Annotated in this window: 11 protein-coding genes; 2 read left to right on the forward strand and 9 right to left on the reverse strand. The window is 48.3% G+C overall.

The annotated features are described in order from the left end of the window. Positions 1-25 precede the first annotated feature (25 nt). The 6 genes from BK126_RS23300 to BK126_RS23325 form a co-directional block, all read right to left on the reverse strand. On the reverse strand, positions 26-1,135 hold the full coding sequence (locus BK126_RS23300) for an ABC transporter ATP-binding protein (RefSeq protein WP_076314914.1): 1,110 nt from the start codon (positions 1,133-1,135) through the stop codon (positions 26-28). Positions 1,136-1,156: 21 nt separating this feature from the next. Next, on the reverse strand, positions 1,157-1,990 hold the full coding sequence (locus BK126_RS23305) for a carbohydrate ABC transporter permease (RefSeq protein WP_076314966.1): 834 nt from the start codon (positions 1,988-1,990) through the stop codon (positions 1,157-1,159). A 32-nt stretch (positions 1,991-2,022) separates the two neighbouring features. Next, positions 2,023-2,943 carry a carbohydrate ABC transporter permease gene (locus BK126_RS23310; RefSeq protein WP_076314915.1) on the reverse strand — a complete coding sequence of 307 codons (921 nt, stop codon included), beginning with the start codon at positions 2,941-2,943 and terminating at the stop codon, positions 2,023-2,025. A gap of 106 nt (positions 2,944-3,049) precedes the next feature. Then, a complete protein-coding gene (locus BK126_RS23315) occupies positions 3,050-4,402 on the reverse strand; it encodes an ABC transporter substrate-binding protein (RefSeq protein ID WP_076314916.1) in 1,353 nt (450 codons plus the stop codon). A 36-nt stretch (positions 4,403-4,438) separates the two neighbouring features. Then, positions 4,439-5,785, reverse strand: coding sequence for an ABC transporter substrate-binding protein (locus BK126_RS23320; RefSeq protein ID WP_076314917.1), 1,347 nt, complete (start codon positions 5,783-5,785; stop codon positions 4,439-4,441). Between the two features lie 52 nt (positions 5,786-5,837). Continuing rightward, the gene (locus BK126_RS23325) at positions 5,838-6,674 is read right to left on the reverse strand and encodes a MurR/RpiR family transcriptional regulator (protein WP_076314918.1); all 837 of its coding nucleotides are present in this window, start codon (positions 6,672-6,674) and stop codon (positions 5,838-5,840) included. 213 nt (positions 6,675-6,887) lie between these two features. Here BK126_RS23325 and BK126_RS23330 point away from each other — a divergent pair, with 213 nt between their 5' ends. Next, positions 6,888-7,853: an N-acetylglucosamine kinase gene (locus BK126_RS23330; RefSeq protein WP_076314919.1), complete on the forward strand. Its 966-nt coding sequence runs from the start codon at positions 6,888-6,890 to the stop codon at positions 7,851-7,853. A 161-nt stretch (positions 7,854-8,014) separates the two neighbouring features. Next, positions 8,015-8,935 (forward strand): N-acetylmuramic acid 6-phosphate etherase, encoded by a 921-nt coding sequence (gene murQ / locus BK126_RS23335; protein WP_076314920.1) that lies wholly within the window; start codon positions 8,015-8,017, stop codon positions 8,933-8,935. A gap of 61 nt (positions 8,936-8,996) precedes the next feature. On the opposite strand, the gene BK126_RS23340 is transcribed toward murQ, so the two are convergent. The 3 genes from BK126_RS23340 to BK126_RS23350 all read right to left on the reverse strand — a co-directional run bounded on the left by BK126_RS23340 (position 8,997) and on the right by BK126_RS23350 (position 12,815). Continuing rightward, positions 8,997-11,072 carry a methyl-accepting chemotaxis protein gene (locus BK126_RS23340; protein ID WP_076314921.1) on the reverse strand — a complete coding sequence of 692 codons (2,076 nt, stop codon included), beginning with the start codon at positions 11,070-11,072 and terminating at the stop codon, positions 8,997-8,999. Between the two features lie 157 nt (positions 11,073-11,229). Next, positions 11,230-11,883 carry an amino acid ABC transporter permease gene (locus BK126_RS23345; protein ID WP_076314922.1) on the reverse strand — a complete coding sequence of 218 codons (654 nt, stop codon included), beginning with the start codon at positions 11,881-11,883 and terminating at the stop codon, positions 11,230-11,232. 89 nt (positions 11,884-11,972) lie between these two features. Then, a complete protein-coding gene (locus BK126_RS23350; protein WP_076314923.1) occupies positions 11,973-12,815 on the reverse strand; it encodes a basic amino acid ABC transporter substrate-binding protein in 843 nt (280 codons plus the stop codon). Positions 12,816-13,106 lie beyond the last annotated feature (291 nt).

Here is a 13,106-nt window from a genome sequence, read left to right on the forward strand (position 1 = left end):
TCTCTTCGATCTGGCATGAACCGTTTCAATTCAGCCTAATTCTTTGTTCTGTCTCCGGATCAAAATAATGGGCCTTATGCAAATGGAGCAAGAAGTTCTTGGACATGCCCGTATAAGCTGTCGTTTCGGGATTAACCTTCGCTGTAACCAAACGGCTTCCAATATGAAAATAGATCAGGTTCTCCGACCCAAGATGCTCAACGACATCGATCTTCGCCTCAATCTTGTGATATTCATTCAGACTCGGCGCAATGTCTTCTCCATAGATATGCTCTGGGCGGATGCCGAGCACCACCTTCTTGCCATGGTAACCTGCAAGCCCGGCAGCTACCTCATCTGTAAGCGTCAGCTCAGCCCCTTCGATGCGAATTCTGTTGCCCTCCACGACAGCATCAATGAAGTTCATCGCTGGAGATCCGATAAATCCGGCAACAAACATATTTTGCGGATTCGCATACAGCTCCGTCGGGGAGTCAATCTGCTGGATAATACCGTTGTTCATGACTACAATTCGCTCCCCGAGGGTCATCGCTTCTACCTGGTCATGGGTAACATATACAATCGTTGCTCCAAGCCGCTTGTGAAGCTCGCTAAGCTCTACCCGCATCTGAATGCGAAGCTTGGCGTCAAGGTTCGAGAGCGGCTCATCGAACAGAAACACCTGCGGGTCCCGGACGATGGCCCGGCCGACAGCCACACGCTGGCGCTGACCGCCGGACAGCTCTCTCGGCTTACGTTCAAGCATATGTGTGAGTCCCAAAATACCGGCGGCATTTTCCACCTGCTGATTAATATACTCTTTATCCTTCTTCAGATTGCGAAGACCAAAAGACAGGTTCTCCCGAATCGTCATGTGAGGATAGAGTGCATAATCCTGAAACACCATGGCAATGTCCCGGTCCTTCGGATGCAAGTCGTTGACGACCCTCTCACCGATGAGAATATCGCCGCTCGTCTGCTTCTCTAGTCCTGCAATCATTCGAAGCGAAGTGGTCTTTCCACAGCCGGAGGGACCAACGAACACGACAAATTCTTGATCCTCAATAACGAAGTCGGAGCCCGCTACTGCGGTAAAGGTCCCTTTTTTGTCATCACTAAACTGCTTGCGTACTTGTCGAAACTCCACCCGTGCCATAGGTATTCCTCCTTTCACGTATCAGCCTTTAACGGCTCCAATAGTAATGCCTTGCAGGAAATAGCGCTGCAGGGAGAAGAACAGAATAATCATCGGTAGAGCGCCCACGGTCGCTCCCGCCATCATGGCGGCAAAATCGGACGCATCGCCGAACACGAAGGAAGCAAGCCCGACCTGTATAGTCCGCATATCGCTTGAATTCGTAATGAGGAACGGCCAGAAGAACTCATTCCACGAGGCAACGAAGCTGAAGATCGCAAGGACAGCAAGTCCCGGCTTCGCCATCGGCAGTATGACCTTCCAGAAGATCCCGAACTCGCTGCAGGCATCAATCCGTGCCGCATGAATAAGTGAAGTGGGAAGGGAGGACATATACTGCTTCATGAGAAAGATATTTCCCACACTAACCGCCGTTGGCAAGATGATCGCTGTGTACGTGTCTCCGATGTTAAATACATTGACCATCAGTATATACAGGGGAATCAGCGTAACCTGCGCAGGAATCATCATCGTGCTGAGCAGGACCCAGAAGATCGCTTTGTCCCCCGGGAACTTGAGCTTGGCGAAGGCATAACCGGCGAGCGAAGCGAAGAACACGTTCGTAATCGTGGTAATCGCTGCGATAATAAACGAATTCCATAACCAGCGCCAGGCATCTGTTTTGCCAAAGAACCGCTCATAAGGCGTCATCGAGATCACTTCAGGAATCATCTGCGGCCGAAAAGTAGCGGACACTTTCGTATCTTGAACAGAGCCGACCAGCATCCAGTACAGCGGAATGATCGTTACAATCGCCCAGAGTAAAATAATAACGGCTGCCAGAATGAGCAGGACCGATTTTTTTTGTAGTTTCATCGTCATACATCACACCCCCTCTATAGCTGCCTTTAATATTCAACATCACTGGAGAAGTATTTAAACTGGATTATGGAGATGACCACGATGATAAGAGCAAGTACGAAGGACTGGGCCGAAGCCAGACCAAACTCATAGAATACGAAAGCGGTCTGATAGATCAAATAAGCGATTGTCGTTGTCGCAAAATTCGGACCCCCCTGGGTCATTAGATACACCGAAATGAAGACCTGGAACGACCCGATTACGCCTGTAACGAGCAGATAGAGCGTCGTTGGTTTAAGCAAGGGCCACGTAATCTTCGTAAATTTGGTCCATGCACTGGCATGATCAATATCCGCCGCTTCATAGAGCGACTTCGGAATGCCGCCCAGAGCGGCCATGTAGAGAATGATCCCTGCCCCATGGGAGCCGAGCCAGCTCATGAGAATGAGCGAGAAGAGTGCTGTACTGGATTGTCCCAGCCAGATTACAGGATCAAGCCCGAACCAGCTGAGGAATCTGTTGAGAAGTCCGACCTCGGTCGGATCAAATATAGCCAGCCACACCACGGAGATTGTCACGCCGGAGGCAACAGCCGGCAGGTATAGCGTTGCCTTGAAGAAGGTCTGCCACTTGCTCTTCATTTGAAAGATCAGCACAGACAAGACGAAGGTAATGATAATGTTGACCGGCACGGTTCCCAGTGTAAAAATAACGGTGTTCCTCATTGACTTCCAGAATGTAGCGTCCTGGAACAACCGGCTGTAGTTATCCATCCCTACCCAGGTGGAATTCATAATGCCGTATTCCTGAAAGCTCATAAAAAAAGCATGACCCACGGGATACAGTGTAAATACGAGGAACAAGAGAACCGGAGCTAAGATGAAGAGATAAGCCCAGCCATATTCCTTAATCGCTCGCATTGGGCTTTGGCGGGAAGGTGTCCTTTTTGGCGCAAGTGATGTCTGCATCGTTCTCTCACCCCTTGTGTTTGTCGTAGAAATGACCATTCCTTCTAGCGAAAAAGGCTCCTGAGGACTTCGTCCTCAGGACAGCCTCCTCTGCAGATGACGCTATTTATTTGAGCATTTGCTCTGCCTTTGCCTTGAAGTCCTCCGCAATTTGCTCAGGTGTCTTCTCGCCGGAGAACAGGGCTTGAATGTTGGGCTTGACGACTTGTTCCTTGAACTGCTTCTGCTGCGCAGACTTGTCAATGTCGAGTGAGAGGGTTACCGGAATTTCGATATGCTCTGCCATCATATTCGCGGCTTCTATGGTGTCCGGTGTGCCCAGGCCCTTGCCTTCAAAGTACTCAGCTTGTGAATTTCGAACGAAAGGAAGTACAAGCTCGTTAGCCGAGTTCCCTGCTTTGGCGCCGCTCAGTGCCTCCATCACAAGGAACGTGTTCTTGGCATGCTGCTCGCCCTTGTCATTCTTTTGCTTGAAGGCAACATAACCTTCTCCGCCCATGGTTGTCTTAGGCTCCGCCCCGTCGTTATGAGGTACGGGAAGCAGTACAAATTCGATTTTTTCGCCTTGGACCGTGCCGGCATCAATATCTTTGTTACGGTTCTGAATCATGACATCATAATAGGGAAGTGCTTTGGAGATGATCGCCGCTTGCCCGGCATAGAACATATCCGTTCGTTTGGCGGGAGCGATAGCTGCGGTTTCTTTCGGCATATAGCCTTGATCAATGAGGTTGTCTATGAAGGTAAGGGTGTCTAATATACGATGGTCATTCCACTGAAATTCGCCGCTGGCGTTAAGCACATCGGGCATTCCGTTATTGCGTGTCAGCATTTCGATAAAATCTAACGAGGTTCCGTCTGTGACGAGCGCATACTGCGTGGTGCCGTCAGGAGCCGTACCTGTAAGCTTGGCTGCCGCGTCGTTAAATTCACTCCAGGTCCAGCCCTCCTGCTGGATCTGCTTCCAGTCGATTCCCGCTTCCTCCAGGATGCGCTTATTGCCGCCCCAAGCCCACTGGAATTGATAGAGCGGCAGTCCATACTGTTTGCCTTGAATTTGGCCAAGTTCTAGTGTGCCAGGCACATAGTCATTCTTGATCTCATCGGTCAGATAAGAGTCCAATTCAAGCGCAAGCCCTGTCTTCACATAAGCGCCATCGACACTGTGAAAATACAGATCTGGCGGATTACCTGCATTCAGAGCGACGTCAAACTTCTTAGGCCCCTCTGCCCATGTAAGCATTTCGTACTCAACCGTAATATGGGGATGCCCCTGATTAAAATCAGCGATAAGCTCCTTCAGCTCATCTTCGTATGTGCCATGAACAGGGTAAGTCCACACGGTTACCGTATCCTTGGCATCGGCATCGACGGTCTCCGCATCACTCCCTGAATTGCCGCCGCAGGCTGTCACGATGAGCATCATCATAGCGATCATAAGCGCAAGCGGTTTTTTCATATACACTTCCCCCTTTTTCGCATCGCATCTAAGAATCTACTTGAACATCTCTTCTCCCTTAGCCTTAAACTCGGCCGCTATCTCTTCGGCTGTCTTCTCACCTGTAAATAACGCCTGAATGTTCGGCTTCATTACCTGTTCCTTGAACTGCTTCTGCTTCGCTGCCAGCGCTGAATCAAGCGAGAGAACAACCGGCTGCTCCATATGCTCTGCCATGATACGGGCTGCCTCCAGCGTTTCCGGCGTGCCCAGACCCTTGCCTTCAAAATATTCAGCCTGTGAATTTCTTACAAACGGCAGCACGAGCTCATTGGCCGAATTCCCGGCTTTGGCACCGCTCAGCGCTTCCATAACGAGGAACGTGTTCTTGGCATGCTGCTCGCCCTTATCATTCTTTTGCCTAAAAGCTACGTAGCCCTCGCCGCCCATCGTTGATTTCTGAGGAGCATCCTTATGATGTGGGACCGGCAGCAATACGAATTCAACCTTGGCACCTTGCACTGTTCCTGCATCAATATCCGCATTCCGCTGCTTGATGAGCACATCGTAATATGGAATTGCCTTGGAGATAATGGCCGCCTGCTCGGCATAGAACATTTCTACACGTTTCGCAGGAGCAATGGCTGCGGTCTCTTTGGGCATATAACCTTCTGTACGAAGGGTCTCCAGGAATTTAAGTGTCTCCAGAATTCGGTCATCATTCCACTGGAACTCACCTTCCGCATTCAGCACATCCGGCATGTTGTTATTGCGGGACAGCAGCTCCATAATCTCCATCGTCTGCCCTTCAGTTACAAAGGCATATTGCGGAGATCCGTCAGGAGCAGTCCCCATCAGCTTAGGTGCGAGCTCCAGGAATTCATCCCAAGTCCACCCCTCCTGCTGGATCTTCTGCCAATCGACTCCGGCTTCCTCAAGAATACGTTTGTTGCCGCCCCAGCCCCATTGGTACTGATAGATCGGAAGCCCGTATTGTTTGCCTTGAATCTGCCCGAGCTCAAGCGTTCCCGGGTAATAATCCTCCTTGATCTCAGGCGTCAGATAATCATCCAGCTGAATAGCCAGACCAGAATCGACGTAACTTCCATCTACACTGTGAAAATACAGATCGGGCGGATTGCCCGCATTCAGGGCAACATCAAATTTCTTGGGGCCTTCAGCCCAGGTGAGCATCTCGGTCTTGACGGTAATATTCGGGTGCTCCTTATTAAAATCAGCGAGGAGCTCCTTCAGGTCCTCTTCATACTTGTTATGAACAGGATATGTCCAGACTGTCACCGTATCCTTGGCATCCGCGCTTTGCTCGCTGCTTCCTCCCCCGCCGCTGCAGGCTGTCACCGCAAACATCAGAATAGAGGTCAGCATAATCCATGTCTTACGCATTAGCACCTATCTCCCCTCGTTCGTTCCACGTAAAGGAACACCGTAGATTAGACTACCTTCTCAGGGCCCGCCTGCTCTCCTCCAGATATTTGACCGACTGCTCGTAATTCTTGCTGGCTACACAGAGATACAAAATATCAATCAGATTAAGCTGAGTCATCCGGGAACCCATCGCACCGCTTCGAATCTCACTCTCTGTGGATGATGTGTATAGAGGTACGGTCGCCAGCTTGCTCAGCTTGGAATGGCCGTACTTGGTCATGCTGATCACTTCTGCCCCCCGCTTCCGAACCAGTTCGGCGACACGAAGCACTTCTTCCGTTTCACCCGAATAGGAAATGCAGACGGCTACATCTTCTTCTGTCATTGTGACCGCTGATGTGAGCTGCTGATGCGGATCAGCGAAGGAGAAGCTCATCTTGTTAATTCTTAGAAATTTCTGCTGTGCATCCATAGCTATCAGATTGGAAGCTCCAACGCCAAAAAAATAAATACGCCTTGCCTGATCCATTAAAGAAACGGCTCGCTCAACCATCGCCTCGTCCATAATCTTCAGCGTATCCCGGATGGACTGAATATTATTGTTCGATACACTTCGGATCATCGCAGATACACTGTCATTCGGTCTGATCTCCTGATAGCCTGCCTGCTCATCCGACCCCTGCAAGTCACCAGCCACCTTAATTTTCAGGTCCTGATAACCTTTGAAGCCGATCGTTTTGCATAGGCGGATGATCGCTGCCTGACTTGCACCGCTCTTCGCTGCCAGCTCGGCAACGGAGAGCTCGATGATCTCGCCAGGCTGCTGCAGAATATAAGCCGCAATCTTACGCTCCGAAGGATTCAGTGTTTCATAGGCTTCCTTGAGACGAACCAAGCCACCATTCATGAGAGCAGTTCCACCTCCATTTCAATAAAATATGTACTAATAGGTTAGATAAACTAACATAATCGGTTCTCTATCCTTCCAAATATGCTTGGATTGATATTATTATATGAGGTATGAAATATAATTTCAATAATAATTTATTTACTTAAAATTTTATTTTACATTCTGGAAATTATGACCTATACTTAATAAAAAATGAGAAGGGGTGAAGCGATGAATGTCTTTATTGGCGTGGATGGTGGCGGTTCCAAAACCGAAGTAGTAACCATGCTCGAAGATAAATCTATTCTCGCTCAATTCGATGGCGGGGCAACAAATCCCTATACAACTTCACCTCTTGAAGCTGCTAATGAGCTCAATCGATTACTGGAAACAACATTCACGTTTATTAATGAGCGCTCAATTATGTGTAAAGGAATTTGTCTTGGTATGTCAGGTATACAATCGGATGAAGAGAAGAGTACACTTATTAATCAGGTCAGACAATGTATGAAGCACAGATCTCTCTCCTTTCCGATTACCGTTTGTACAGAGGGCGAGATATCTCTCATGGCAGCATCAGGGGAGCATACAGGTGTGCTCGTGATCGCCGGAACAGGCTCCATTGTTTATGGATTCACAAGAGAGGGAAGCATTCACCGTGCAGGAGGCTGGGGGCATCTCCTTGGCGATGAGGGCAGCGGTTATCAGATTGGTCTGCAGACCCTTCAAGGGATCATGAGAAGTTATGACCGAATCACCCCACCTACCTTGCTGACTTCCCTCGTTCAAGAAGCCTGTCAATTAAACGAGATCACAGAGCTCCGCACCTTCATCTATCAACAACCCTTCAGTAAGAAGAGCATCGCTTCTTATGCTAAGCTGTGCATCCGTGCCGCTGAGGAAGGAGATCCGCTTGCAATCAGCATACTTAGATCTCAGGCCGCAAGTCTGGCCGACACAACCACCGCTCTTCTGTATTCTCACCCTGATCTCCAACAAGAAACTGTAGCTGCAACCGGTTCTATCTTTCTCTACTCCTCCATATATAGAACGCACTATAAGGAATGCTTAAGTAAGATCTTTCCCCACCTTCATATGGTTACAGGTTCAGCAGACAGACCGCCGGCTTACGGCGCAGCCCTGATAGCACGACAGCGGTTCTTCTACCCCGATCAAGGAGCCTATGGACTCGTATAGTATGGTGTAATCCCGAGTGAAATTGCCTTTCCGTTACTTACAAACAAAGGTTCATTAATATAGAAAAGCTTGCAATCAAGATGCCCCGTATATATACGAATAGCACAAATCACTTTCTATTCTAGAATGGGGGCCAGGAGCGAAGGAGGCCGTACCTTATTATGAATCATCTAAGCCATAAACTTAGCCAGTTGATTACTGAACAGCCCAATCCGAGAACAGATCATATTGATCAGCTGGATTCCATTGAAATCATGAAGCTCATTAACGATGAGGATCAGCAGATCGCCAAGGTAATCAGGCCACTCATACCCGATATTGCAAAGGTTGCCGATTGTATAGTGGAGAGCTTTGAACGAGGTGGACGTTTATTTTATGTCGGTGCCGGTACCAGCGGCAGAATCGGCATCCTCGATGCATCTGAGTGTCCCCCCACCTACGGTACGGATCCATCACTGGTTCAGGGGGTTATCGCAGGCGGCTTCGAGGCCGTCCGAACACCTGTGGAAGGTGCGGAGGACAGCGAACAAGGGGGCAGCGAAGATATGAAATCCCATCAGGTCGGCCCCAATGATGTTGTCATTGGCATTGCCGCGAGCGGCAGAACACCTTATGTACTGGGTGCCATGAAGGAAGCCCGCGCTCTGGGCGCTCTTGTAGTCGGACTGTGCAATAACCCCAATTCGGACATGAAACCGCTGGCAGACTATACGATTGAAGCCGTAACCGGACCCGAAGTCATCATGGGTTCTACCCGAATGAAGTCCGGGTCCGCACAGAAGCTGATTCTCAATATGCTGACGACCACAGCCATGATCCGCTCCGGTAAAGTATACCGGAATTTGATGATTGATCTTAACCCTTCCAATGAGAAGCTGGTCGATCGTGCCAAACGTATCATCAAGCTGGCAACCGGAGCCTCCGAGGAGCAGATCAAGGATGCCTATATCGAATCAGATGGCCATATCAAGACCGCCATTGTTATGATTATGACCGGTTCAGACGCATCCTCAGCGAGGAAGCTGCTCCTTTCATCCAAAGGCTATGTTCGTAAGGCGATTGACAGCAATCCCACTTCATAAGAAAAGAGCGCCCCTCTATCCTTAGCACTAAGGAATAGATGGGGCACTCTGTCATTTCAATCTACAATTTGAAACGCTGAATAATCTCCTGAAGCTCATCCGCTATATTAGATAAAGTTACTGCAGAAGAAGCGACCTCCTGCATGGCTGCCAGCTGCTCTTCCGAAGCCGCAGACCCTTCCTGTGCGCCAGCGGATATCTGATCCGAGATCGCTACAGCGACCTCAAATGATTCTCCGACATGGGCCATAGAGGCATCCATCTGCTTCGAGGCTGAGGATACTTCCTCCATCTGAGCCGCAACCTCTTGAATGGAGTGCAGAATCACTCTGAACCGCTCGCCTGCCTCCTGGACTGTAGCGATCCCTTTCGTAATTTCTTTAGATGCCGTGCCCATCGATGCTGTCGCAGCTCCTGTTCCCTGCTCCATTTCATGGGTCAATTTAGCAATTTGTGCTGCAGAAGCGGCCGACTGCGCTGCCAGCTCCTTCACTTCGTTCGCTACAACAGCGAATCCCCGCCCATGCTCACCTGCTCTTGACGCTTCAATTGAAGCATTCAGCGATAAAATATTCGTCTGTTTCGCGATATTCGTAATGACTTCAACAATCTTACGTATCTCTAATGATTTATCTCCGAGCCCTTGAATCACCTCATTGAGGTCACCCGCTGAAGCACCGATCTGATCCATTTGATGCTTCGCTTGATCGATACTCGCCATACCGGCCTGGGACTCTTCAGATACCTGCTTGGCTGCCAGAGTCACTTCTCCAGCTTGGTTTGTAATAGCTCTTACACCGCGGGACATCTCTTCAACGAGCTGCTTGGCTTCGCCAAGGCTTTGATTGGATTGAATCGTCCCCGTTGCCGTCTCCTGCATAATTGTGGCCAGCTGTTCTGTTGCCTTTGTTGTCTGCTCGGAGCTTGCTGCCAGCTGCTGAGAGGACGCTGCAAGCTGATGCGACGTTTCACTCACTTCTCCGAGTACGGATCGGAGGGAGCTGGTCATTCTATTAAACCCTTCCGCCAGAATGCCGTATTCGTCCCTGCGCTTCACGGTCAGATCGATGGTCAGATCCCCATTTCCAATATCACGGGACGCTCTGACCATTGCCTGTATCGGGCGATGCAAGCTGCGAATCATCAGTACCATAAGCCCCATTCCCACAATGGCAGAAATACCAAGCACGACGATCAGTGCGTTAAGGATCGGACGAGAGGCTTCTTCCACTTCGGCATAGTCCATTTCTGCAACGAGCTTCCAGCCTGTAGCTCCATGCGTGCTAAAGAATGCATATTTCTCCGCATTTCCTATGGTATAACTCAGGTCCCCGTTATCCTGTGCCAACACCGAATTGGATAGCGTCTCCAGGGCACTGGTTCCTGCATTAAAACGGGAATGCACAAGATAATTTCCATCACCATCTACCAGATACACGATACCTGTTTCTCCAATATGTACATCATTCACTGTAGAAGTCAGTGCTGCCAGACTGATCTGCATACTTGCTACCCCTTGACCATCGGATAATACTTTGGCCAACGTTACAACTACATTACCTGTCGAGCTCGATTTATAAGGCTTCGTTACGATAACCTCTTCACTGCTTTGAGCATCCTGATACCAGGGCTGATCTGTCACAGATTCATTCATTCCATACATTGGGGCTTTCATTTGCTGGTCTCCGCGAGACGATACGATGACGAGAGATTCAACCTGAGGGTTGGCATCCTTCAAATCATCAAGCAGCCGCTGGGCCTGTGGACTTTGATTGGCAATTTGCGCCGCATTCGTCTGTCTTGCAAGCAAATTGATATTTGCCTTCTGACTGTCAATCAAGGAGTCAATCTGCTTGCTGACAAGGGCAAGGGATTGCTCCATTGTCTCCTGATCCGACTTCCGAATCTCTGAATCAGCCGTATGATATGAGACCCAGAAGATCGCTATACTAGGCAGGAACAGGAAGAATAGAAATGCTGCAATCAACCTTACTCTAAAAGACAACAAGCTCTTCTTTTCTTTGCTAACCTTTTCATTTCTTGAATTCTCATTACTGCTATCTTCCTTGTTCTTATTTGCTTCGCTTTTGTTAGCCAGCTTCACTTTTGCTAAGCTTTTTTTCAATAATTCCTTCATAAAGAAAAAGCCCCCCTTTCTACAAAATGTGTAATTTATGCAGCTTGTTAATGCATCACTGAAGATGACGCCAACTGCATACTGTCTATAAAAAAAGACAGAACATCTTATCTATCGGCAAGTGGAGGCTGAGATTTTATACATTTTCTGAAATTTTTCATTTTAGTTTACATTCAATGTAAGATAACAGCTTGCTAAGCAGATACGTCAGTATAAAATAGATCAGCGCAGCTGTTAAGTACGGCTCCCAGATCGCATAATACTGACCTCTCATCGCGTTGCTCCAGAACATAATTTCCTGAACAGAAATGATCGCAAGCAGCGAGGAATCCTTGACCAGCACGATGAATTCATTACCAAACGCCGGAATCATGCGCTTTATAGCCTGAGGCATGATGATATAACGCATCGTCTGGTAGCGGTTCATTCCGGAGGAATAGGCTGCTTCAAACTGACCTTGATCGACGGATTGAATTCCTGCTCGATAAATCTCTGCCATATACGCGGCAGAATTCAGCGTCATGGACAAGATTCCCGCCGTGATTGCATCTGTGCTCCCATAGAACATCGGCACAACACCGAAGTGAACAATCAGAATTTGAACATAAAAAGGCGTTCCTCGAAAAAAGTTGATATACAGGCTCGCAGGCCAGTTCAAGTACTTCGGCTTCGCCATTTTTCCGAATGAAATAAGCAATCCCAGGACAGCACCAAGCAGAATGGAAACGATGGAGAGCCCGATCGTCAGAAGCATGCCTCTCAGTATCAATGGCAGATACTCCACGATAATATCAAATCTAAAATTATCCATGAGCTGCACTCCCTTAATTTAATGGGCAGCAAGAAAAGCATGCGCCGCACATACCGCCGACCCATGCTTCCCGGTTCCTGCCTGTGCGCTTACTCTGCTGCCTTATCCAATTCTTCCTTCAATCGGGTTAAATCCGGTTCATTTCCAAACCACTTTTTGTATACCTCAGCATATTTCCCATTATCAATAACTGCCTTGATTGCAGGATCAAGCTTTGCCTTCAGCTCCGACCCCTTAGGATATAGAATCCCGTAATATTCGGAATCAAAGTTCTCCGGATCGAGGATGCTCTCGAATGCTTTATCCGGATTGTTCTTCATGTACTCCTGCACAATCGCTACGTCCGCCACCGCAGCATCCACACCGCCGCTCTCAAGCTCCATGAAGGCAAGGACATTGCTCTCAAATTTCTTAAGGCTGCTGTTACCCTGGCCCATGATCTCTGTCATCAGTGTATCGGCCGTTGTAGCACCCTGAACCGCAACCTTCATATCCTTCAGATCCATTGCACTCGTTATGCCGGCTCCTTCTTTAAACAGAATCATGTTCGTCGATTCGAAATAGGGCAGGGAATAATCATACGTTGCTTTACGCTCTTCGGTGATGGATACACTAGATATGCCCGCAGCAAATTCTGTCCCCTGCTGGACACTAGTCAGCATCGCATCCCAGCCTGTATTGCTGAGCTCATATTCAATGCCTGCTTCAGCCATCACTTCTTTAAGAAAATCAATGTCAAAGCCGGTAATCTCACCCTTATCCATAAATTCCATAGGAGCATATGCCGCATCCGTCGCTATTTTGACAGTCTCGGGTGATTCCTTTGCTTCTCCAGCTCCTCCCGCTCCTGTCGTAGCAGTCTCTTCATTGCCACAGGCCGACAAAACTATCACTAGAAAAGCAATTAACATAACACCGAATCTCTTAATCATATGAACCCTCCCTATAGGAATCTAGTAATATAAACAGATTCTATCAACAGTTCCATAGATTAACAATATATTTTATTGCATGCGTCAATAAACATAACATATCAATATAAGTTCCATTATGATGAAGCTCACAAAAAGCCTCGCTGAGGAGTCAGGAGGCTTATGTTTCTCTCTATATTTAAAGCTAGCATAGTGAACCTGTATCATTCTGAATGGTGTGTCTGTTTATTCATTCGTATTTGTATCATTTCTACTCTACTGAATTAATTTCATAAATACCTCTTAATGAAG

Origin of the sequence: Paenibacillus sp. FSL H7-0326 (genome assembly GCF_001955535.1) — a bacterium.
Taxonomy (GTDB): Bacteria; Bacillota; Bacilli; order Paenibacillales; family Paenibacillaceae; genus Paenibacillus; species Paenibacillus shunpengii.

Bases quoted from the DNA above. Each gene is read 5' to 3' on its own strand.
- BK126_RS23310 (WP_076314915.1), bottom strand. From the start codon at position 2,943: ATGCAGACATCACTTGCGCCAAAAAGGACACCTTCCCGCCAAAGCCCA.
- murQ (WP_076314920.1), top strand. From the start codon at position 8,015: ATGAATCATCTAAGCCATAAACTTAGCCAGTTGATTACTGAACAGCCC.
- BK126_RS23325 (WP_076314918.1), bottom strand. From the start codon at position 6,674: ATGAATGGTGGCTTGGTTCGTCTCAAGGAAGCCTATGAAACACTGAAT.
- BK126_RS23300 (WP_076314914.1), bottom strand. From the start codon at position 1,135: ATGGCACGGGTGGAGTTTCGACAAGTACGCAAGCAGTTTAGTGATGAC.
- BK126_RS23305 (WP_076314966.1), bottom strand. From the start codon at position 1,990: ATGAAACTACAAAAAAAATCGGTCCTGCTCATTCTGGCAGCCGTTATT.
- BK126_RS23350 (WP_076314923.1), bottom strand. From the start codon at position 12,815: ATGATTAAGAGATTCGGTGTTATGTTAATTGCTTTTCTAGTGATAGTT.
- BK126_RS23345 (WP_076314922.1), bottom strand. From the start codon at position 11,883: ATGGATAATTTTAGATTTGATATTATCGTGGAGTATCTGCCATTGATA.
- BK126_RS23315 (WP_076314916.1), bottom strand. From the start codon at position 4,402: ATGAAAAAACCGCTTGCGCTTATGATCGCTATGATGATGCTCATCGTG.
- BK126_RS23320 (WP_076314917.1), bottom strand. From the start codon at position 5,785: ATGCGTAAGACATGGATTATGCTGACCTCTATTCTGATGTTTGCGGTG.
- BK126_RS23340 (WP_076314921.1), bottom strand. From the start codon at position 11,072: ATGAAGGAATTATTGAAAAAAAGCTTAGCAAAAGTGAAGCTGGCTAAC.
- BK126_RS23330 (WP_076314919.1), top strand. From the start codon at position 6,888: ATGAATGTCTTTATTGGCGTGGATGGTGGCGGTTCCAAAACCGAAGTA.